The sequence below is a fragment of the Lentilactobacillus dabitei genome (genome assembly GCF_019061365.1).
Lineage (GTDB): Bacteria > Bacillota > Bacilli > Lactobacillales > Lactobacillaceae > Lentilactobacillus > Lentilactobacillus dabitei.
The window spans coordinates 1-22096 of record NZ_JAHPPD010000033.1 but is presented as its reverse complement, the minus strand read 5'-3'; the positions used below and the strand labels follow the sequence as shown (position 1 = coordinate 22096).

Genomic DNA, 22096 nt, shown 5'->3' with positions numbered 1-22096 from the left:
TGAGTTGACTGCCGACCTTTAGTTTAGACTAAAAGTTGGACTATTTCATATCTTCCGGTTTGACATTGCGGCCTTGCAGAATTGATAGGATTAAAGCCCCAATAATGATCAAAAGGGAAATGGCGAAGGCCACGTGCATGCCAAAAATGAACGTTTCCGGCTGCTTTGGCAGATAAGTGGTGACATGGAAGCCGGCCTTGATGCTCATCCCGACAAACAGCGCTGTCGTTGACAGGGCAGTCCCAGAAATCATCCCAATATTTCGGGCCAAGGCGTTTAAACTGCCAGCACTCCCCAGAGAATTCTTGGGTACCACCGACATGACAATGTCGCTGTTTGGTGACTGGAAGAGCCCGGTACCCGTTGCCATGACAATTGTGATGGCAACATAAACCCAGATGGGACTGGTCAGGGTCAGGAAAATATATAACGTTTGGGCAATGGCGACGATCAATAGGCCAGCTGAGGCAACAGTTGCTGGTGAAAATTTGTCGGCCAGCCAACCACCCAGCGGGCCGGCAAACACCATCACGACTGGGAAAATAATTAGGAGGGCACCAGCTTGACCAGCCGTCAATTGGCGGGCATCTTCAAGGTAAAATGGCACAATGACGACCGTAAAGAAATTAGATAGAAAAATGAGAATGGCTGCCCCAAGACCGTAAGTGAATGGCTTGATTTTAAATAACGTGAGGGGCATCAAGGGATTATCCGCGTGTTTTTCAGTGCGGTAAAAGCCATAGAGCGTGATAAGTGCGATTGCAAATAAGATCAGTGGAACTGGGGCAGCATAACCAATCTCTTGGCCGATGAAGACCCCAAGGAAGAGGCTGACAATTAAGATCGCAAAGTTCATGAACCCCAACCAATCAATACTGCCGGGAGTTGTTTGAAAGTTCTTGGGCATCACAATGGCTCCGAGAATCACGGCAAAGATTCCAAATGGTAAGTTGACCCAAAAGATGTAGCCCCAGGAAAGCCGGGACAGAATTAAACCGCCAAGGCCAGGACCGGCAATCGCGCCCAATGCAACGAAAGTTCCCACAAATCCCATTGCCCGGCCTCGTTCTTTGACTCCAAACGTGGAAGTGGTAATCCCATAAGTGTTTGACAGAGTCATCGCTGCGCCAGTGCCTTGAATCACTCGGCCAACTAATAAGAATGGAAAGTTGATCTGAAGCCCAGATAGGAAAGACCCCAACAAGAAGACGATCGTTCCAATTCGAAAGACTTTTACCTTGCCATAAATGTCACCCAGCTTGCCAAAGAATAGTAGCAAGGCCGTTAACACAATCAGATATGAAGAAACGACCCATTCAATTTCATTCATTGGGACTCTGAGCTGTTTGGCCATCAACGGCATAGCAATGTTGACGATGCTGGAATCCAAATTGGACATGAAGGCGAAGGTACCAATCGAAACTAGAATCCACCAGCCGTTTTTTTGCGTTTCTGATTTTGGTGCGGGGGTGTTGTTCATCGAAAACCTCTCCTTTCACTTGTTTAATGATTGAGTCCATTATGAAACAAAATTTGCGAAAAGAGAGAAAATTTGCTTGTGGTCCTTGGGCAATGGGTAATCAACGTGATTGGTGAAATTTTTACAGAAAAGAATGGTACCAGTGATGGGTAATCTCATCACTGATGCCATTCTTTAGGTGGATTGGTTGCAAACGTGTTCTTCCAAGCAGGAATCTCCATGTAAGCACCTGCCCGAAAAATTCCAAACCCAGGAATTTTCTCGTCCAGGCGACTTACACTCCGATTTCTAACCGCTTGGCTTCACACTCTAATCTGTTCTCCACGTTTCAAAGAACTGCACATTTTTACCCAGATAATCCATGGCGTCCTTTGCCAATTGATCCGCCTGCTTTTTGGCTTCCTCTTCGTCCAAATTGTAATAGTCACGCAAGAAGCCTTCACCGATATTATGGAACTTGTTCTTGCGGCCAAAGCCATTATCCTTGAACAAGTCATCCATCTTAGTTAAGTCATCCTTTGCGGTGTCATAAACTAATTGAGAAAGATTCTTGTTGGGATCCAAGAGGGTTGCCGCGTATGTCACGATAAATTCATCCATATCGAGCATAATTTCTTTTTTCATGTTTTTCTTTGCCATTATTATTTTTCACCTCATCATTTAGTTTAATGCATTTGGATCGTTATGACCAATCTTACTTTTGATTAATGGTGCATCTTAAACTCTAGGTACAAATCATTATACTGTTGCACCTTCGTTGGGCTTAAGTTGCTGTAAACCTGCAAGCGGTCCAAAACTTTCTGTGGTGGGTAAAATTGTTTGTCGTTTCGAACGGACTTTGGCAACAGCTTCAACGCTTGATTATTAGGGGTTGAATAGCCGATATATTTGGCGTTTTGAGCCGCATTTTCCGGTTTGTTCATGAAGTTTAGGAACGCGTAAATGGCTTTGAAATGTTTGGCGGTCTTTGGAATGACTAAATTATCGAACCACATGTTGCTGCCCTCGGTTGGGACAACGTAGTGCAGGTGAGAATTTTGTGACATCATTTCGGATGCCTCACCAGACCAGTCAACTGCAACTGGGGCTTCGCCTTCCGCCATATACATTTTGATTTCATCGGCGACAACGGCTTTCACATTTGGTGATAAGCGGTTGAGCTTATTTCTGGCCGCCAGCAAATTTGCCGTCTTTGTCGTGTTGACGGACTTACCCAACGAAATCAGTGAGAAACCCATGATGTCCCGGGCTGAATCGATGAGCATGATGCCGTCCTTATATTGAGGCTGCCATAATTGATTCCAATGTTCCAGCGAACCGGGCTTGACATCTTGATCGTTATAAATGATTCCCAAAGTTCCCCAGAAATAAGGGATTGAGTAACGGTTGCCAGGATCAAAGCTCTTATTCATGAATGAGGAGCCATAATTTTGCATGCCGGTTAGTTTGGACTTGTCCAGTGGAATGAGCATATGATCAGCTTTCATTTTCTGGACCATGTAGTCACTTGGAACGGTCAAATCGTAGTTGGTGCCACCTTGTTTAATCTTGGTATACATGGCTTCGTTACTATCAAAGGTTTCGACATTGACATGGTAGCCGGTTTCTTTCTGGAATTTCGTCAGCAGGGCTGGGTCGATATAATCGCCCCAATTGTACAGGTTGAGTACCTTGCTTCCGGAATCACCGGTAGATTTGGTGAGCTCATGGCTGCCATATCCCAGTCCAGCACAGAGAACTAGAATTGTGATGATCGTAATGACAAATTTTTTCATCGATCAGGCACCTCCACTCTGTCCAACTTGCGGCCACTGGAAAGGTTGTGGTTTTCGATCAGATAATAAATGCCAACTAAAACCAGTGAGAAGATAAACATGATGCCAGCTAATGCATTGATTTCTAAACTGATCCCTTGGCGAGCTCGTGAGTAAATCTCAACTGACAACGTGGTAAAGCCGTTACCTGTGACGAAGAAGGTAACCGCAAAATCGTCTAGCGAGTAGGTGATCGCCATGAAAAACCCGGCAATAATCCCGGGTTGGATAAATGGCAGGGTGATTTTGCTGAGGATTTGAGTTGAAGTGGCCCCTAAATCCATTGCGGCATTAATCAGGGATGGACTCATCTCATCCAGCCGTGGCAAAACCATTAACAGGACAATTGGAATTTCAAAGGCGATGTGGCTTAGAAGTACTGACCAAAAGCCAAGTGGCAATTTCAACGCCGTGAAAAAGATCAGAAAACTGGCACCGATAATTACATCCGGCGAAACCAACAGGATGCTGTTTAACGACAACAAGGTTTCCCGCTGATGGCGCCGCTTGGTATTATGAACGGCGATAGCGCCCATCGTCCCGATAATGGTTGAAAATAGTGAGGATAATAAGGCAATTAAAATCGTATCCAGAAAAATGGCTAACATGCGTTTATCGGCAAACAATTCGCCATAGTGGCTCAACGTGAAGCCATCGAAATTGGCCATGGTAGTGCCCTTACTAAAGGAATAAATAATCAGATAGAAGATTGGCATGTACATCAGTAAAAACACGAAAATAATATAGAATTTGCCGAGCTTTGAGGCGCGATTATCCATCATGACCGCCTCCCTTTACGTTTGGTATTGGTGAACAGCATGACAACCACCATCGAAATGATCAAGACGACCCCAATTGTTGAACCCATTCCCCAATTCATAGTAGTGAGAAAATGTTCCTCAACCGCAGTTCCCAGAGTGATGATTTTATTACCACCGATTAATCTGGAAAGCATGAAGAGTGATAGTGAAGGGATGAAGACAATTTGAATGCCGGATTTAATGCCGGGCATGGTCATCGGGATGATAATTTTGGTTAACGTCTGCCACTTGGTCGCTCCTAGGTCACTGCTGGCGCGAATGTATGAGTCGCTGATGTCGGTCATTGAATTGTAGATTGGCAAGATCATAAATGGAATTTGAATGTAGGCAGCGACCAAAATAAAGCTGGCATCCGTGAAGAGCATTTGTTGGGCGGGAATTCCGAAAAATTCAAATAGGTTGTTGACTAAACCGTCTCGGCTCAGTAACCCAATGAAGGCATATGCCTTGAGCAGCAGGTTGATCCACGTTGGCAAAATGACTAGCAGAATCCATAAATCCCGGTGTTTAAGTCGACTGATGACCAGGGCCATTGGATAACTGATTAGGATCGAAATGACCGTGATCAAAAATGCGTACAACACAGAATTGGCAGTCATTGTCAGATAAGTCCCGGATTCGAAGAACACCCGATAATTGGAGAAAGTGAATTGATGGTGAATATCAAAAAATGAATAATAGATAATTAGGGCAACCGGCGCGATCACGAACATCGCCAGCCATAGAATGTATGGGGTGTAAAAAAGACCTTTAAAACTTTTCTTCATCGCCATTGCCACCCCCTAATCTTCATAACTTTCAAGCCGGCTGTTAAATTTGGCTTCTGACTCATTGTAACGCATGATGTGCATGTCGTTTGGCCCGAACGTGAGGCCTACAATTGAGTTATCTTTAGTGGCATTGGTTGAATGAATCAACCATTCGTTGCCTTGTTCATCGTAGGCGAGGATTTCGTAGTAGTCACCCCGGAAAAGCTGCGTGTCGACTTTGACCTGCAGCTTGCCCTTTTCGGGGGTTGTGATAACCAAATCTTCCGGTCGAATAACAACTTCAACTGGTTCGTTTGGCCGCATTCCGGCATCCGAACATTCAAATTGATGACCAAGAAAAGCGACTTGGAAGTCGGCGACCATTTTGCCGGGGATAATATTGCTTTCCCCGATGAAATCGGCGACAAAGTGATTAATGGGTTCATCGTAGATATCGACGGGATCTCCTTTTTGAAGGATTTCTCCCTTGTTCATCACGAAGATTTCATCACTCATTGCTAAAGCCTCTTCTTGGTCGTGGGTGACAAACAGGAACGTAATCCCAAGTTGCTGCTGGAGTTCCCGCAGTTCGTACTGCATGTCCTTTCGCAACTTGGCGTCTAAGGCCGATAACGGCTCATCTAACAGCAAAACTTTAGGCCGGTTAACAATTGCCCGAGCAATCGCGATTCGCTGCTGTTGGCCGCCTGAGAGCTCTGAAATTTCCCGGTTGGCGTACTTTTCAAGCTGGACCATCTTAAGCGCGTCATGAACGCGTTGTTCGACTTCGTCTTTTTTGATGTCGTGAACGACTAACCCGAAAGCAACGTTTTCAAACACGTTCATGTTTGGAAATAGGGCGTAATCTTGGAATACAGTGTTTAATTGGCGTTTATTAGCTGGAATATCATTAATTCGTTTGCCGTCGAAGAGAACTTCACCGGAAGTGACTTCGGTAAAGCCGGCAATTGATTGTAAGATGGTGGTCTTCCCACAACCGGAAGGCCCCAATAGTGTGTAGAATTCCCCCTGATTTAATTTGAAACTAATGTCTTTGAGAGCTGTAAAGCCGTCGTCATAAGTTTTGTAAACGTCTTTTAGTTCAACAATGGTTTTGCTCAATGGTTTCCCTCCTAAAATAAGTGAGCGAAGTAAAGCGGTTAGAAGTCGGAGTGTAAGTCTCCATCGAGGGAAATTCCCGATTCTGGAATTTTTCTCGATGGTGCTTACATGCAGACTTCTGCTTTACGCAGCTGTCCTAATGCAAGTGAGCGGATCCAAGCGGTTAGGGATCGGAATGTAAGTCTCCTTGAACAGAAATTCTGGTTTTGGGAATTTTTGTTCGAGGTGCTTACATGCAGATCTCTGCTTTACGGAGCCTAAAGACAAGTAAGTGTCGCTAGGCGCTTATATGGAAATTTATGCCTAGCAGAGCCATAGCTGTCCTAACAAGCGAGCAGATCCAAAAAGCCACCACTCAGCCCCAACTAAGACTTTCGCCATCATCCGCCACAATGTGAACACATCAATTATACCGATCATGACCGATCCACCACAAGCGAAACGACTAGTGCCCGGATGCCCGGTGATTGCTGCTGCCCTTCATTTTATGCACGCGGCGTTTGAATCTTGGTTGGGCATTATCTGCAACAAACCGGAAGTGGACCATTTTGCCATTAAAAGGCTTGCCGCTAAGTTTGATTTGCAGCCAGTTATTCATGACAGCTACCATCGAATGAATTGACTCAACTCGGGATTGAACGCCCTCCTTGGTTGCTGCCGCTAAGATATCTGTCTTTAACCGATTAACCAAATTTTGGTGATAATCGACAAGTTCTTGGGTCAGCGGCGCGTCTTTGTATTTATTAAACAGCATTTCGATTTGTCGCATCGCATCTTTTGAATCTTGGGGAGTATAATATCTATCAGAATTGGCCATTACTTTGCTTCTTTCTTATAAGTAAGTGTGAAATATAGGTTTCACTTGCTATTTTACGTTACAATAATATAGATTAACAGGTTGATGGAGGAACTCAATAAAAATGAAAACAATTCTTGCAATTCACACGGGCGGCACAATTTCGATGTCGCAAAACGAAAAAGGCGAAGTGGTCCCAAATGACGAGAACCCAATTGCTGATCAACAGGTGATCCTACAGGGCCGAATTAAATTGATCACCGACGGACTATTCAATTTGCCATCTCCACACGTGACCCCAGCTGTGATGTTAAAAATCAAACAGCGGATTATGAAAGCAATTGATGACGGTATCGACGGGGTCGTCATTACCCATGGAACGGATACGTTGGAAGAAACCGCGTATTTTCTGGATTTAACGTTGCCAAACACAATTCCAGTGGTGCTAACGGGGGCCATGCGTTCCTCAAATGAAATTGGTTCAGATGGGTTGTACAATTTTCGGAATGCCATTATGGTGGCGGCAACTGATGAATCTTATGGCAAGGGCGTGCTGGTTGTGATGAATGATGAAATTCACACGGCCAGATATGTGACCAAAACCCACACGACCAACGTGGCGACATTTAGAACGCCAACATTTGGACCAATTGGTATTGTAACCCAAAACAAGGCAAAATACTTCCAAGAATTGATTCGAACGGAAGTCGCTGATATTAATCACGTCGTCAGTGGGGTGTTTTTGATTAAGGCATACGCTGGAATGGATGGCGAACTGTTTGATGCCATCAATAAACCAGAAACGAAAGGCTTGGTAATCGAGGGGCTCGGTGCCGGAAATTTGCCGCCACAAACCTTACCCGCAGTTAAACGACTCATTGACAACAAGATTCCAATTGTTTTAGTTTCCAGGTGTTATAACGGGGTTGCCCAAGACATCTACGATTATGAGGGTGGCGGCATCCAGTTGAAAAAGATGGGAACCATTCTATGTCAGGGATTGAATGGTCAAAAGGCCCGGATTAAATTACTAGTGGGAATTAGCGATGGATTAAAAGGAAAGCGGCTGGCAGAGTTTGTCAGCAATGCAATTTCATAATCCTGGATTGGACTGAAAGAAACAGTATTTATTTTGTGGAGCGGTTTGTTTCTATGTAAGCTGAATTTTCGTCCTAATCAATTAGTCACAGCAATTAAGAAAATCCATTTATAGAGAGAAGGGACAAAACACATTGAAAACCATTTACGACAAATTGCGGGCAGCTCAGATTGACGAACTGCTGATTAACGCATTTCAAAAGGATAGTGACATTGTTTATACCGGGATTATTCAGTATTTGAGTTCCAAAGATTTTATTATGATCACGTATAACGACTATGGGCTTCAAGACGGCGAAGTGTATCTCAAGATTAGCTCAGTTAAGCAAATTGAAACCGATAGTTACGATTTGGCGAATATGAAGGAACGAATTGCCTTTGATGAATCGCATCATATGGCTGTAAATCCGCCGTTTGACATGCCGATTAAGATGAGTGATTCACTGTTCGACCGGGTTATCAAAACTTTGCATGAAGATCAGCGGGTCTCACTGATTATTACCAAGGACGCTGATAAATTAAAATACAACGAAGGCTTGATTGACGAGGTGCAACCCAATGGCGTCGCCTTTCAAAATATCAATAAATATGATTTCTCGAAACGACCGAAATATGTGATTAAATTTACTGACATTCGGGGGATTGAATTTGGCGGCACGGAATTGCAACTGTTGCAGGATGTGTTGCCAGTGATTAAACCTGCTAATCACGTTGACGACGTTGTGATTGCGGATTTGACTGCCTTTAAAAACCGAGCCACCCAATTGCGAAAGGATGGCAGTTGGCTCATTGTCGATACCAATGATGACCGCAAATATTTCTACGTCGGCAAAATTATCGCAAACAACGATAGCGAGGTTGTCATGCTCGTTGTGGATATGAACGGGCGATTTGGCGGGTATGTCTGGATTCGTTATGATGATATTCGCCGGCTGATTGTGGACGCCGATTATCTGCGGGTCGTCGAAAAATTTGTCGCTGCTAATCAACAGGCAAAAGATTTTGCTCTCCCCGTGTTAAACGCTGACCGCGCATTTGATAATGCGGATAACATCTTGGTCAACATCATTACTCAAGCAATTAATTATCGCAATGTGGTTCGATTTGAAACCAGCGATGAAGAAAACTTCGTTGGCTATCCAATGTCCCTAGATTTTAAAACCGGCGTTCTCGACGTTGAATTGCTGGATGTCGATGCTGAAGGTGAGTCGCAGACCAAACAAGTTGGGATTGAGACGATCCGCGAGATGGCCTTTGATTATTTGAAAGCCTTCTTGGCGGAAAATGAAGTTGACTAATCGAGCCTGGCGGTCAAGTGAGTGGGGTGATAGATGATGGCCAATGGTTTTGCATACTGTCCATATTGTGGGGCTAAGTTAGCTGCTAATGATGTGGTTTGTCCCAATTGTGGTAAGAAACTGCCAAAGCAGGAGCAGCACAAGCCCTCGTACAATCAACTGTTCAGTAATCCTTACAAAGAGGGGATGAAACGGTATCATCAAGATCGAGGAGATCTGAAACAGCCTAAACGTTCATCGTTTTGGCAGCGCCTCTTTCATAAGCAGCCTTGAAGCGAAGCCACGGTATAAGGCCTTCGTTTATCTTGAATTGCTTTCAGATTGATAAATCTTGTGACAAACAATTAAACAACTGATTCTAAAAGTTAAAGCAGGTAGTGTCGTCATTCAAAAACTGGAATGACTGCGCTAGCTGCTTTAATTTTAGGATTAGGACAAAGTTGCCAATTTCTAAATTTCAGGCAAATTTCTTATGAAAACTATAATAATAATGTATAATTTAGTTGGATGGGAGAGTTTGGTTTAGGGTAGTAAGTGCTTGGACTTGCTTACTTTCTAGGACAGCTGCTCTAGGCAGAAATTTCCACATAAGCACCTCAATCATAAATCCTCAAAACCAGGATTTACGATTGAGGAGACTTATGTTCCAATTTCTAAGCGCCTAGCTCCGCTCACTTGTATTAGGACAGCTCCTCCAAGCAGGGATCTGCATGTAAGCACCTTGAACAAAAATCCCCAAAACCGGAATTTCTGTTCAAGGAGACTTACATTCCGATCCCTAATCGCTTGGATCCGCTCACTTTTTAGGAGGTACATTATGGGAAAATTAGACGGCAAAGTTGCGATCATTACCGGTGCATCTCAGGGGATGGGCGCAAGTCACGCAAGATTATTTGTTGATGAAGGCGCGAAGGTTGCAATTACTGATATTAACGAAGAAAAGGGAAGCGCGTTAGCTCAAGAACTTGGCGACAACGTGATTTTCTTGAAGCAGGATGTATCGAATGAAGACAATTGGAAAGATGTGGTGAATGCTACAGTCGATCAATTTGGCTCCTTAGACATTTTGGTTAATAACGCCGGAATTAGTTTCAATAAACCACTGGAAGCCATTACTGTGGATGACTACATGAAGATTTTCAAGATTAACCAGCTATCAGTCTTTTTAGGGATGAAATATGCTTCACCTGCAATGAAAAATGGTGGTAGTATCGTTAACATTTCTTCGATGAATGGATTAGTTGGTGGTGCAATTGGCTACACGGACACCAAGTTCGCTGTTAGAGGAATGACGAAAGCTGCTGCTCTGCAATTGGCACACGCAGGAATCCGGGTTAATTCAGTGCACCCAGGCGTCATTTCCACGCCGATGATTCACCAAGGTGATAGCGAAGCAGTTATCAAAGAATTTGCCAAAGCCATTCCACTACAGAGAGTGGCAGAACCGGAAGAAGTATCAAAGATGGTCCTGTTCTTGGCATCAGATGATTCCAGCTATTCAACAGGATCAGAGTTTGTGGTAGATGGTGGACTGACTGCTCAGTAAAATTCGAGGCACTCCCAACTAAAAAAGATGATCCAAAGCAAACAAATTTCTGTTTTGGGTCATCTTTTCATTTTTTAAATAATGATTGCTGAAACTTTTTGTGATGATAGTGGTTGACTTGCGGTTGTGGTATGGCCGAATGGTGCGCCACCAAGCAGAAACTTCCATGTAAGCTTCCTTAGCAAAAGCCCAAGCTCGTAATTTCTGTTAAGAGAGTCTGACAAGCCAGGTTTGCTTGGCTTCACATCCTTAATTAACGAACCACCGCTTCTATCGTTCTCTTCTCATCTGGAGTCGGTTCTGATTCCATCGATTTGATATCGTGGAGGCGTTCAACGGAAATGTGCAAGTTAAATGCTAACGCAGTATCAGGCATGTCGTTTTTCTTTTGGTAATTAATAATTTCTTCAGCTAAGGTACTAAATTGTTCTGCCATCATAATTCCTCCATTTGATAAACCTCGTGTTGCCATACATATATTATAGCAATAAAAAGCAAATCGGCACACATTAACGATGCTTTAACCCATATTCCATGACCGCAGCGATAATGGCAACGATAATAATTGCCACCCATAAGTTGTTGGTTTGGATATAGAAGTAATACAGTAACCCCAATGTGACCACTGCTTCACCAAGGTATCGTTCAATGCGATTGGGCAATGACAGAAACGCTAAGCCTAACAGAAAAGTAATACTACCGGTTAAAACGGTCTTGCCGCTGTCCAGGGACATAAACTGATTAAATAGTCCGAACAGGTCGATCATTACGCCGACAACTAATGCAAAAATGCCGAACGCAAATGCAAACATGTTTGCCCGCATTCTAAACGCCTTCTTCCTAAATGTGTTCTGCCAAACAGTGATGAAATGCACATAAACCGCTCAGCCGCACACTCTTTCTACTCTCGCATTTAATTATAATGCAAAATAGAAAATTCAGGAATAAAAGCTTTCAATATCTGATGAAGAATAATAGAACTTGCACAATCCCAAACAGGCCAATAAACCAAACCCAGTCCATTCTGGTAATCTTAATCACTCGGTAATGGGTTCTTCCTTGGTCTTCCACGAAGCCATGGGACGTCATCGCTTCGGCCAGATTTTGTGACCATTGAATCGATGATAAGATCGCTTTGAAGTACAATTTGGGTGACCAGAAGTGAAGGGCCTCGCCGCGCATCAACGCGGAAGTTTTAATGATCTGGACTTCTTCGTTGATTTTGGGCATCAGGTTAAAGGCAGCCAGGACGCCGTATGCAAATTTGGAGGGTAACCGAAAATCCTGCTCCAACGTTAATGCTAAATTGGTGATGCTGCTTGTCAGTGTAAAAGTTGCTCCAAGAAATACGTAGGCGTAAATTCGAGTAAACAGGATCCAAGCAAAATGGATACCAGCGCTCCCGTAAAGCCATTGGGAAACAAATAATCCAAGGGCAGGGAATAACGGCCAGAAAATTAAGCCAATTAACGCTTTGAAGGTTACCCGATTAAAGAGAATGTAAATGAAGCTGACACCGATGAGGATCACATTGACAATCAACGACTGGGTAAACGAAATTTCTAGGGCAATTGCCATCACTAATAGTAACTTTAATCCAGGATTCATTTGATAACCTCCTGGTAAGTCAGATTTTGATCCGCAAAGTTTGCGTGATAGTCGATGAGGGTATCCAAACCGGACAGTTGGTGAGAAATAATAATTTGGGTCTGGTGAAATTCCTGCTTGGACCGGTTTAAGAAGCCGACAACGACCTCTAGCGAATGATAATCCAATCCTTTGAATGGTTCATCCATCAAGAGGACCGGCGGATTCATGATTAACATTTCGATGATCTGTAGCTTTTTCTTTTGGCCTTCACTTAATGAATAAACGACTTGGTCATCACGGCCGTCAATGCTGAGTTCTTTGAGCATCGTTTGAACATCATCGATTGAGTAGGCTTGATTTGTCCTGTTCTTAAGAGATAAATCAAGTTCCTCTTTAACGGTAATATTCAAAAATTGATTTTCGGCATCCTGAAATAGCAGCGTGACATTTTTAGCGTATGGCAACGGCCGAATTTTCTGGATGTTCTTGCCAGCAAAGTCGATTTCGCCATTATACGGCAACAATTTGGTCAGCGCGTTAAATAATGTCGACTTGCCAATTCCATTGGCGCCAGTGATCAAAGTGGTCTTTTCTTTACAGAACTTAAAGTCACCCAGCTTCAATAACAGTGAATGGTGCGGTTGGAGTTTAAAATCCTTGATATTAATGATTGACGGAGCGGCCTCAGTTGGGATCGCAACTTGCTTATTAATTGTCTGCGTGTTTTTAAAATTATCGAAGAAGTGTTGGGCAGATTGTGAATCTAACAAACTAATGTGATGCGTATCCGGATCGAGATAATAGAACTCGTCAATGACACCTTTGTAATCGTTAAGGTCATGGTCTGCGAGGATAATGGTTTTCCCGTGTTCCACTTGAAGCTGTTTGAGCTTTTTGATCAGATCCAATCGTGAATCTGGGTCGATGCTGGCAAACGGCTCATCCAAAACGATTACCGGTGGATCCATCGCAACGATGCAGGCTAATGCCACCCGCTGCTTTTCCCCACCGGACAAGGTATTGATAACCCTGGAGCGTAACTGTTTGATGCCACAAAAATCTAATGCGTGGTTGATAATCCCATCTATCTTGGCAGGATCCACCAGCATATTTTCCAGCACAAAGGTCAGCTCATGGATGACAGTGTCCATGGCAAACTGTTGGTTGGGGTTTTGAAACATCATCGCAACCGAATGGCTGATTTCGTTGCTTGGAATTTGTTTGATATCCGTGTCACCGAACTTGATGCCTCCCAGAGCATCGTTGCCAATAAAATGCGGATACAATCCAGCAATAAAATACAGGAGTGTTGATTTCCCACTGCCGGATGGACCGGTCAGTAAAGAAAAATGGTTGTGTTTAAAAGTTACGTCCACGTCGTTCAATACCTTGACGGTGCTGCCGGGGTATTCATAAGTGAAGTGGTCAATCAAGACGTCAGTCATTATCAGAACTCCTAGCGGTTAAAGTGAAAATGCGTTACTACGATCCAAAAGACGAACAATCATCTTGGTTAAAACACCACCAAAAATGAAGGTTGAGATGTAACGAGTGACAAAGAGTGCCAACAATAGTGGAATGCCGAATTTGTTGTAGCCATTCTTAATCACGTCCCAGGCGAAGGTCACAACAACGGTGGTGAAAATTGAGGCGTTCAAGCCAACCCAGTCGTAACGCTTGTAGCCAGTGAAGGCGAATCCAAGTTCGGAACCAATTCCTTGAACCAAGCCAGAGATAAAGGCACCGGCACCCCATTGGCCACCAAGAAAGACTTCAACGGCAGCTCCGAGAAATTCACCAACAAAAGCAGATCCGAAAGTCCGAACCACAAAGCCAGTCAATGGGCCGGCCATACACCACAATCCCATTAAGAGATCATTGGCAAAGGGGGCAGCACCAATTGGTGTGAGTACAACGGTTAGCGCTGTATAGAGGAAACCAGCTCCCCAAAAAATAATTCCAGTAAAAATAGCAATCAAAGCAATTAGGATAATGTTACGAAGCGTCCATTTGCTTTGATGTTCCCGATTAGTAGCGGGTTGAGTCTTGTTATCCATGAATAATGCCTCCAATATGATATTTCACCCAATTATCTGGAGTGCCAAACGACTTGGTGTTGGCAAGAGGTGTCTGCTGGTAAGACCGGGCTCACTCGGTCACCGAAAAACCATCAGAGCATTCAAAAAAGCCAGCGCAAAACTTGAAGTTTTACCCTGGCTGCGAAATTCATCTATTGCAAATAATCCATTTGGATACAACGGAAGTATGCTCCCTTCGCTGGTACTGACCAGATCAGGTTCGATGGGTTTTTCTCAGCCTTTAGGCACCCCAGATAAGTTGTATGATTAAATTTAGTATACTAAATATAAAAGCAATTTACAAACTAATTCACGACATTGTAGAATGAATGTATGGAAACAACGAATGATCAAACTGAAATAACAGGAGGAATTGGCGTTGGTTAAAGTGATTGCAAGCGACATGGACGGCACGTTTTTAAATGATGAGGGCACCTTTGATAAGCAGGCGTTTCAAGCTCAACTTGATGAAATGAAAAAGCAGGGGTTGCACTTTGTTTCGGCAAGCAGTAATCAGTATCAACACCTGCTTGAATTGTTTAAAAACGTTTCTGGACCGATTTCGTATATTTGTAACAATGGGGCGTTGGTCGTTGATGAACGTGGCGTGATTGTGACCGAAGAGATTATTGACCATCTCGTTTTAAGAAAAGCACTCGAGTACCTCGAATCCGAATCACTTTATGCGGGCGCCGAGATTATTTTGGTTGGCAGAAACGGCACCTATTGTAACTTGCCGGCTGATTCAAAACGCTTTAAGGCTTCCCAGTATTTTTACGAAAACATGCAGTCGATGCGTGATTTGAAATTGGTGTTTGATTCAATTTACAAGCTTGATATCACTTGGGAAGCTGGTGGGGTCGTTAAACGCCAAGATGAGTTTAACCACAAATTTAGCGGCCAACTTGCGGCCACGTCTTCTGGCATGAATGGGCTGGACGTCATGGTCGACGGTATCAGCAAGCTTAGTGGTCTCCAGACCCTGTTGGCTGATTGGAACCTGTCGTTTGGGGACGTTGCCGCATTTGGTGATAACGGCAATGACTTTGAGATGATTGAGGCAGCTGGCGAGGGCTATGCAATGAAGAATGCCGCTGAAGACTTGTTATCCCGAGTTGATTTGGTGACGGATGAAACTAACGAAGAACAGGGCGTTCAAAAGCAGATTGCCAAATATTTAGGCTAGAAATTTGGCCGTGTTGGGATAATTGGCAATGAGTTGTGGCAGCGAGAAACTGAAAACTTGGTTGTCGTCATGATATTTGAAGAAATAAGTCTGATTGGTTGAATCTAAAATTGAAATGTAATGGGTATAATTAAAATTGGGATGGGCATTCATTGTCTGTTGATAAGGGATAGCAACCGCATTTAAGACATTAAACAAGCGGTTTCGAGCCACAAACTGATTTGGGGCCGGTGAATTCCCGAGCTTAACGACTGCCGCTTCAAGGAATCGCGAAGTTGGCGTGTTGGTGGCTGCGGGGATTTGCTGATTCAAGACAAGACGTCGGGATTGCTGGACTAAGCTTTCTTTATTTGAGGATCCGTTTAGCTCCTTGGCAAGCCGCCGCATGTGTTCGGGATAAGTTGGCGAATTGGTCAGGACACCGATGGAATCGGCAATGATTTCCATGCCATTTTGAGTTGGTTCAATAATTAATGTTTGCCCAGTTTGGTCGGTCAAAATCCAGTGAAACGAAAAAACTTCTTGGCCCGCAAGCCAATTTTTACCAATCAGGGCAACGTCTGAAAGCTCGTTTTTCACGGCTTCGATTGAATTATGTTCGCCGAGAACCCAAGGCAGGAAATCCTGTGGGGTGAGGTTCAACTTTTCTGGGACTTCATTAGCCAGATAGTGTGCTTTGAGCGGAAACATGAGCTCGGCGCAACTTAAGCCGGCAATGTTAACGCCATCGGCTATCAAAATATCGATGCGGCTTTCATGACGACCACCGCCGACGTATGGGTATTTAAGTGGTCGCTTGCCCGCGAGTGCAGTTTGGTAACTGGTTTGATTGATGAGAGTTGGATGCCACTTGGCCTCTATTGGGAAGTCCATGGTGCGGCCGAGAAGCGCATGATGATTATTTGATTGAATGGTTAAGCTGGTGCACATGTGAGGTCACCTCGATGAGTTTTCGAAATGGATGAATGGCATTTAAGAATGTTAGAATGGATTTAGTTCCAAGTTTAGAGTCGGACTGTTTCATCAAGTGATCGTTGGCGTATAAGCACCTACTGGAAAAATTCCAAAACCGGGAATTTCTTCCAAAGAAGACTTACACTCCGATTGTTAATCGCTTGTTTTCGCACTCTGATTGAAATGTGCTCAATCAAGCGGCGACTTGCATATAAGCACCTACTGAAAAAATTCCAAAACCGGGAATTCTCCCAGTAGGCGACTTATATTCCAGTCGCTAACCGCTTGTTTTCGCACTCTTAATTAGTGTAAACTAAACTCAATAACAAGTAAAAAGGGGAATCAGTTATGAAATCCGCCTGGAATTTGATTGGTATGGGGCTTTGGCTCATCTTGATTTTTTATTTGGTTTGGATGATCCACGATATGCGGGCCCGCCGGTTGAAATTAATAGTGACAACTAAAAAAAGCTTCACTTGGCAAAACTTTAGCATCTCCTGTGGTGAGATTGTCGTCTTTTTGTTGGCTGTTTGGGGGATGTCGTACGCGACATTTTTCCAAGACGTTGCCAAAATGGATCAAAGCCGGGTGACGACCAGTTACGAGTACAAGCCATTGATCATCCAATACAAGAACGACCAATCGGACTACGTGCAAGTGCAAAATGGTTCCGGTCGAAATCCTGTTCAAAACTATACATACTACGTGGAAGGCGGTAAATATCAAGTTAACAGCTTAAACGCGACGGTGGTCTATGGCAAGAGCAACCTGAACCTGCAAGCTGAAACCTACAAGTGGAACAAGGAGTGGTTGAACCATCTGGACGATCGATATCAACATGCTTGGGTCGCAACCGTCACAGCCACTTATAAGAAAAACTGGTTTAACGGAATCGGCCTGCATGCTGGCCGTCAAGCCAACCGATTTAGTTTGATCCGAATTCCGGATCGGTCATTCATGGAAGTTCAGAGTACAAAGACAAACGGGTAGCATTGGCGCTTTTTTCCAATAAGAAGCTCGGAATACTCAACTGTTGGGTTCGATCAAATTAATGACAATTAAAAGCCATGACAACTACCTGCTGCCGTGGCTTTCTTTTACATTTATTCAAACAAGTTGCGATTTTCCCACAAATTTAGTTCATATCCACCTTATCTGCCGTTTTGAGGCCCAGGACACTTGCCGCAATCTTATCAGCTGTCTGGAGGTTGATATCGTTAACTCCCGGACGGGGGCTGGCGTTTGTGGCAAACCTCAATCCTTCTAAGGGGACACCCCAAATATACACGTTGGGCTGTTTGGCACCGCCCTTATTAATCAGCTGATCGGAGTCAGGCTGAACATCAACTGCTGCCAGACCGACATCCTGGTCGTTGACTTTGAGAGTTTTAGTGCGCGCCAATTGATTGTCAACCAAGCTTTCCAATAAAGGATTGGCTGTAATCGTTAAGTCGGGTTTTGGTACTCTGGCTTCAAGGACTGCGGTGGATTTGTACACATCGGTGTTCCGTTTCGGTGAAGCTGTGACGTACCAGCCATTCTGTGTTTTTAATTCCATCCCTGGAGCTAAAATTGTGACCAGGCCACTGCGGATCAGAGCGGATAATTGTTCACTCCGCAAAACGGGGGCACCAACTGATAAGAAACTGATGACTGAACCAAATTCATCTAAGAATTTGTTCACGTAATCTTCGTTTGAGAATCGATTCTCCGCGATAATCTTTCTGAAAGCTGGCCGGAAATCGCGCAATAGCTCAAGTGCCGAGGACGTTGGGCCAGTTTTAGATCCCGCTTCAGCATCTGGAATGACTCGGCTGAGCCAGTTGATTAACACAGATTGGTAATCTTCAGTGCCAATTACTTGGACATCTTTAAATGGATTAACAATGTAGTCCCAATCAAAGATATCTTCTTCTTGAAAACCGAACGCGGCCAGCACAGCCGGTCGATTGTCAGAGTTGATGAACCGGTCTTTGAAATCAGTGGCACTCTTGTATGGGAACTTGTCGCGAATGAGCAAACTGTAATAAACCAGGTCGAGGTCGAGCTTTAACAATCGCATGAATTCCGCAAAGGGCAGTTTGCCATCAACGGAAACTTGATCCATGTTCGCTGCCGTTAAAAAGACCGGCTGAGCTTGTTCACCGTAACCTTTTTCGCTGATTGCCTTTGGATAATAAGGGATCCCTCGACGAGAGCCCGCGATGATTCGAGGTTCTCTGCCAGTTGGCTGGTAGGATAAGCTGCCATCGTCGTTTTTCATATAGGTCCCACCACGGCCAAGCGTCAATTCAGACACGTAGTCGTAAAAACTTAACCCAAGCCCGCGGATGATAACTGGTTCACCGGCAGGGATGTCGTTGAGGTTAGCATCACCTGGGTGGGTTGGGGAGATGTAGGTTAATTTATTTTGTTGGGCATAGGTTGCCAACTGCTGCTCCTCGTCGTTGAGGTAGTTGTCTTGTTGGCCCAGGCTCATGACCACTTTATCAAAAGCATATTGGTGATCATCCGTCTTCAATGTGATACGCTGATTGGCATTGTATTGCAAATCCACAACTTCCGCTTTTTCAACGGTGACGGTTGATTCAATTGGGCACTGATTCATTAGTTCGCTGAAGAACCACCTGATGTAGGCGCCATATAAAACTCGGGGCGCATAATCTCGGCCGTCTAGATTACTAGCGGCTGTCTTGACTTCGCTTGGGTAGCCATTAGCAGTTAAGTAGTCCTGCGCCTCAGAACTGGCAGCCCACTCAAAAAGCGATGGGCCATCATAGACTTTGCTGGTCATATTAACCGAAGCGTCTGTGAAGAGGGTGATTTGGTCGGCAGGGGTGTTCATGATTAAGCCGTCCCACTGATCTTTGCGCCAAACCCGACCGCCGATTCCATACGGATCAAAAATTGTGATCGTTAGGTTTTCTGGCTGGTTATCGTTATATTTAAATTGATTTAGTAGTTGGGACGTTAAGATTACCCCACGTGGTCCCGCACCAATGATTCCAACGTTCATATTCCTTACTCCTAGTTTCTATATATTAGTAATCCTTCGGGTCAACTTCTAACGGACCAAATTTATCTGCATCCGTATCCCGAAAGTCCCACCATTCATTTTCGTAGCCGTTAAAGCCTGCAGCTGTCATTGCATCATTTAAAATGTCATAGTTCTTTTGGGCAGCTGGGGTCCATGAATCGTACTCGCTGCGTTTTGCCAAGCCAGTAAAATCATCGAATGGGGTTGGCATCTCCAGGTTGTGACCGTCCATGTCAGTCAAAGTGAGGTCAAAGGTGATGCCCTTTTGATGACTAAAATTTGGATCAGGTTTTGCGACCCAAATTGGGTCTGGATAAACTTCGAATAGCTTGCGTTGGGCGTAAGTTGGTCGATAAGCGTCCCAAATTCGGAGGCGGTAACCTTGCTTTTTGAGGGCGTTACTAGCTGACCCCAACTTGGTCACTGTATCAATCCGTGAAATTGCCTGATCAAAGTCATACACCACTTGATGGGTGAAGTTGTCCGTGGTTGCGTACTTCAAATCAACAATAATATCCGGGTCAACATCGTGCACGTTAACGTATCCTTGATCCTTTTTGCCTGCCATGATGGCACCTCCTGGTATGTTCAGCGCTAAACAAGTTACTCCTATAATAAGTTAATATTTATTCATTATCAAATGTGTTGCCCTTATAAATGCCAATGTCATCAATCAATAATTTGCCAACGTATGGTTGGGCGTTTGGCTTAACCATCCCTGCTTTGGCGTAGGCGATTGTTGAGGTCGAATCTGCTTTGATGGCTGTGCCCATTGCTTTGCCGGTATCGCCGTTTAAGCCCGAGGGGATGTCGATGGCGTGGATCTTTGCCGTTGAAGCGTTGGCCTTGTCAATCACCGTCGCAAAGTCACCCCCAACATTGCGAGAAAGACCGCTGCCGAATAACGCATCGACCAAGGTCGTGTATTTGTTGAAATCGGCGTCCATAAAAGCCTTGGGGATTTGATAATAGTCACAAATTTTTTGTTGGCTGACGTGATCTTCGCTGGCATGATCGGGATTGCCAACTGTGAGGATTGATACATCATAACCGTGGGTACAGAGCAAGCGGGCCACGACCAAACCGTCGCCACCGTTATTGCCTGTCCCGGCAAGGATCAAGACCTTATTTAAATCGAGATCCGAGTTGTTGCGCATATCATCATATATTTTAAGTCCGGCTCGTTCCATGAGGACCATGGAAGGGATGCCGATTTGATTAATGGTTTTATCGTCTAATTGTCGTGATTCTTCAACTGAAATTGTTTGTACCATGAATAAATGCCTCCTAAATGTAAAAGTGAGCGGATCAAAGCGGTTAGAGATCGGAGTGTAAGTCTCCTCGGAAAGAAATTTCCGGTTTTGAAATTTTTCTCTGAGGTCCTTACAAGTAGCTTTCTGCTTTGAGGAGCTGTCCTAAAATAAGTGAGCTAAGTAAAGCGGTTAGAAGTCGGAGTGTAAGTCGCCGCCGAGGAAAATTCCCGATTCTGGAATTTCTCTCGGTGGTACTTACATGCAGACTTCTGCTTTACGCAGCTGTCCTAGAATCAAAACATTATTCATGTATATGTTCATCTAAATGGGATGGAAATGCAAGCAATAAACCGTTGCGCAAAATAATGTTACGATATAAAGTGCGTGAGTAAATGGATGACGATCATCCAAATTTCAAATGAGGTGAGACAATGTCACTGGATTATCCAGAAAATATGCCTGAATTCGAAGATAAATTTGCAATCGAAAAAGCCCGTCACCCGGAAACAACCAGGGAAGGGCTGATGAAACAAGTGATTGAGGATGCATTCCAAGGTTACTTGGATGAAGCCGAGGAAGGGCATTACGATACTGGCAAGTTAGTCGGTAAAGAGATCGAAGTTTACGGATTGAAGAAGGAGTTACTCAAAAAGATCAAGCCAATCGGTGATTCCTTTGAAGCCGATTTTCAAAAAGACGGCAATCAATTAATGTGTTACTTGGAAGACCAAGCTGATCGCGTTGCCCGCGAATTTTCTTAGCATTGATGGTTGTATTAATATTCAAAATTCGCTATAATAATATGATGTAAGGCGTCCTTAGTGTAATGGATAGCACATGAGATTTCGGTCCTCATGATCCGAGTTCGACTCTCGGGGGACGCATAAGTGTGAAGCGTGGATATGCCGGGTAGTCTGAGACTATTTGAAGCATCCAAAAAGTAAAAATTGATTGGTCTTTGTCTAAAGTTATGACGAAAATCATGACGAATTTACGAGAATACCTTTCATTGGTCAGCAAAGCTGTTTGGGCTTGCTGGCTTTTCTTTTCTGTTATGGGTTCTTCTTTACTGTGTAACTGTCTCTAAGGATTCTGTGGAATAATTTACTAGAGACTTTGGTGTGCTATCAATTAAATAAATGTTAGGAGAATTTATATGGCAGATTTAGCACCAGGAATGATAATTAAATATTTTGGATGTAAGCTGATTCCTGAGACAACTTTTAAGAGAGGGTATAATGAATAAATCGTCTCTCAAAAGGAAGGAATTTTTA

Annotated in this window: 23 protein-coding genes, 1 tRNA gene and 1 riboswitch; of the genes, 8 read left to right on the top strand and 16 right to left on the bottom strand. The window is 44.0% G+C overall.

Annotated elements, in window-relative coordinates:
• Window positions 1-40: 40 nt before the first annotated feature.
• From KTE19_RS06645 to KTE19_RS06615, 7 genes are all read right to left on the bottom strand, one after another.
• Window positions 41-1480 carry an MFS transporter gene (locus KTE19_RS06645; RefSeq protein WP_217341902.1) on the bottom strand — a complete coding sequence of 480 codons (1440 nt, stop codon included), beginning with the start codon at window positions 1478-1480 and terminating at the stop codon, window positions 41-43.
• Window positions 1481-1789: 309 nt separating this feature from the next.
• Window positions 1790-2119 carry a hypothetical protein gene (locus KTE19_RS06640; RefSeq protein ID WP_056983416.1) on the bottom strand — a complete coding sequence of 110 codons (330 nt, stop codon included), beginning with the start codon at window positions 2117-2119 and terminating at the stop codon, window positions 1790-1792.
• A 65-nt stretch (window positions 2120-2184) separates the two neighbouring features.
• Window positions 2185-3255 (bottom strand): ABC transporter substrate-binding protein, encoded by a 1071-nt coding sequence (locus KTE19_RS06635; protein ID WP_217163817.1) that lies wholly within the window; start codon window positions 3253-3255, stop codon window positions 2185-2187.
• Complete coding sequence (locus KTE19_RS06630; RefSeq protein WP_217163838.1) at window positions 3252-4073, bottom strand: ABC transporter permease; 822 nt, start codon at window positions 4071-4073, stop codon at window positions 3252-3254. The genes KTE19_RS06635 and KTE19_RS06630 overlap by 4 nt, the downstream gene beginning before the upstream one ends.
• Window positions 4073-4882, bottom strand: a complete 810-nt coding sequence (locus KTE19_RS06625; protein WP_217163820.1) for an ABC transporter permease — start codon at window positions 4880-4882, stop codon at window positions 4073-4075. The genes KTE19_RS06630 and KTE19_RS06625 overlap by 1 nt, the downstream gene beginning before the upstream one ends.
• 15 nt (window positions 4883-4897) lie before the next feature.
• The gene (locus KTE19_RS06620) at window positions 4898-5986 is read right to left on the bottom strand and encodes an ABC transporter ATP-binding protein (RefSeq protein ID WP_217341901.1); all 1089 of its coding nucleotides are present in this window, start codon (window positions 5984-5986) and stop codon (window positions 4898-4900) included.
• Window positions 5987-6431: 445 nt separating this feature from the next.
• On the bottom strand, window positions 6432-6803 hold the full coding sequence (locus tag KTE19_RS06615) for a hypothetical protein (RefSeq protein WP_054747499.1): 372 nt from the start codon (window positions 6801-6803) through the stop codon (window positions 6432-6434).
• A 103-nt stretch (window positions 6804-6906) separates the two neighbouring features.
• On the opposite strand from KTE19_RS06615, the gene KTE19_RS06610 reads away from it, so the two are divergent.
• The 4 genes from KTE19_RS06610 (at window position 6907) to KTE19_RS06595 (ending at window position 10724) form a co-directional block, all read left to right on the top strand.
• Complete coding sequence (locus KTE19_RS06610; protein WP_217341900.1) at window positions 6907-7881, top strand: asparaginase; 975 nt, start codon at window positions 6907-6909, stop codon at window positions 7879-7881.
• Window positions 7882-8014: 133 nt separating this feature from the next.
• On the top strand, window positions 8015-9178 hold the full coding sequence (locus KTE19_RS06605; protein ID WP_217163826.1) for a hypothetical protein: 1164 nt from the start codon (window positions 8015-8017) through the stop codon (window positions 9176-9178).
• Window positions 9179-9211: 33 nt separating this feature from the next.
• The gene (locus tag KTE19_RS06600; RefSeq protein WP_249778459.1) at window positions 9212-9451 is read left to right on the top strand and encodes a zinc ribbon domain-containing protein; all 240 of its coding nucleotides are present in this window, start codon (window positions 9212-9214) and stop codon (window positions 9449-9451) included.
• A 544-nt stretch (window positions 9452-9995) separates the two neighbouring features.
• Window positions 9996-10724, top strand: coding sequence for a glucose 1-dehydrogenase (locus KTE19_RS06595; protein ID WP_217163828.1), 729 nt, complete (start codon window positions 9996-9998; stop codon window positions 10722-10724).
• 253 nt (window positions 10725-10977) lie between these two features.
• Here KTE19_RS06595 and KTE19_RS06590 read toward each other — a convergent pair whose 3' ends face one another.
• The 5 genes from KTE19_RS06590 to KTE19_RS06570 form a co-directional block, all read right to left on the bottom strand.
• Window positions 10978-11163 carry an LBP_cg2779 family protein gene (locus tag KTE19_RS06590; protein ID WP_054747491.1) on the bottom strand — a complete coding sequence of 62 codons (186 nt, stop codon included), beginning with the start codon at window positions 11161-11163 and terminating at the stop codon, window positions 10978-10980.
• A 70-nt stretch (window positions 11164-11233) separates the two neighbouring features.
• The gene (locus KTE19_RS06585) at window positions 11234-11548 is read right to left on the bottom strand and encodes a hypothetical protein (protein ID WP_217163830.1); all 315 of its coding nucleotides are present in this window, start codon (window positions 11546-11548) and stop codon (window positions 11234-11236) included.
• Between the two features lie 130 nt (window positions 11549-11678).
• Window positions 11679-12332, bottom strand: a complete 654-nt coding sequence (locus KTE19_RS06580) for an energy-coupling factor transporter transmembrane component T family protein (RefSeq protein ID WP_217341899.1) — start codon at window positions 12330-12332, stop codon at window positions 11679-11681.
• Window positions 12329-13759 (bottom strand): ATP-binding cassette domain-containing protein, encoded by a 1431-nt coding sequence (locus tag KTE19_RS06575; RefSeq protein ID WP_217163834.1) that lies wholly within the window; start codon window positions 13757-13759, stop codon window positions 12329-12331. Before KTE19_RS06575 ends, KTE19_RS06580 begins: the two co-directional genes overlap by 4 nt.
• An 18-nt stretch (window positions 13760-13777) precedes the next feature.
• A complete protein-coding gene (locus KTE19_RS06570) occupies window positions 13778-14371 on the bottom strand; it encodes an ECF transporter S component (RefSeq protein WP_217163836.1) in 594 nt (197 codons plus the stop codon).
• A gap of 194 nt (window positions 14372-14565) precedes the next feature.
• A riboswitch (TPP riboswitch) is annotated at window positions 14566-14655 on the bottom strand.
• A gap of 116 nt (window positions 14656-14771) precedes the next feature.
• Here KTE19_RS06570 and KTE19_RS06565 point away from each other — a divergent pair.
• The gene (locus KTE19_RS06565; protein WP_249778608.1) at window positions 14772-15578 is read left to right on the top strand and encodes an HAD family hydrolase; all 807 of its coding nucleotides are present in this window, start codon (window positions 14772-14774) and stop codon (window positions 15576-15578) included.
• Here KTE19_RS06565 and KTE19_RS06560 read toward each other — a convergent pair.
• A complete protein-coding gene (locus KTE19_RS06560; protein WP_217341898.1) occupies window positions 15570-16508 on the bottom strand; it encodes a linear amide C-N hydrolase in 939 nt (312 codons plus the stop codon). The genes KTE19_RS06565 and KTE19_RS06560 overlap by 9 nt on opposite strands.
• A gap of 372 nt (window positions 16509-16880) precedes the next feature.
• Here KTE19_RS06560 and KTE19_RS06555 point away from each other — a divergent pair, with 372 nt between their 5' ends.
• Window positions 16881-17522: an LVIS_2131 family protein gene (locus KTE19_RS06555; RefSeq protein WP_217165268.1), complete on the top strand. Its 642-nt coding sequence runs from the start codon at window positions 16881-16883 to the stop codon at window positions 17520-17522.
• A 145-nt stretch (window positions 17523-17667) separates the two neighbouring features.
• On the opposite strand, the gene KTE19_RS06550 is transcribed toward KTE19_RS06555, so the two are convergent.
• The 3 genes from KTE19_RS06550 to KTE19_RS06540 are packed head-to-tail and all read right to left on the bottom strand — an operon-like array spanning window position 17668 to window position 20843.
• Window positions 17668-19548 carry an FAD/NAD(P)-binding protein gene (locus KTE19_RS06550; protein WP_217341897.1) on the bottom strand — a complete coding sequence of 627 codons (1881 nt, stop codon included), beginning with the start codon at window positions 19546-19548 and terminating at the stop codon, window positions 17668-17670.
• Between the two features lie 25 nt (window positions 19549-19573).
• Window positions 19574-20137, bottom strand: a complete 564-nt coding sequence (locus KTE19_RS06545; protein WP_217165264.1) for a M15 family metallopeptidase — start codon at window positions 20135-20137, stop codon at window positions 19574-19576.
• A 58-nt stretch (window positions 20138-20195) separates the two neighbouring features.
• Window positions 20196-20843, bottom strand: a complete 648-nt coding sequence (locus tag KTE19_RS06540; RefSeq protein WP_217165263.1) for an NAD(P)H-hydrate epimerase — start codon at window positions 20841-20843, stop codon at window positions 20196-20198.
• Window positions 20844-21253: 410 nt separating this feature from the next.
• On the opposite strand from KTE19_RS06540, the gene KTE19_RS06535 reads away from it, so the two are divergent.
• Complete coding sequence (locus KTE19_RS06535) at window positions 21254-21583, top strand: hypothetical protein (protein WP_217165260.1); 330 nt, start codon at window positions 21254-21256, stop codon at window positions 21581-21583.
• A gap of 51 nt (window positions 21584-21634) precedes the next feature.
• A tRNA-Arg gene (locus KTE19_RS06530) sits at window positions 21635-21706 on the top strand.
• The last annotated feature ends 390 nt before the right edge of the window (window positions 21707-22096 follow it).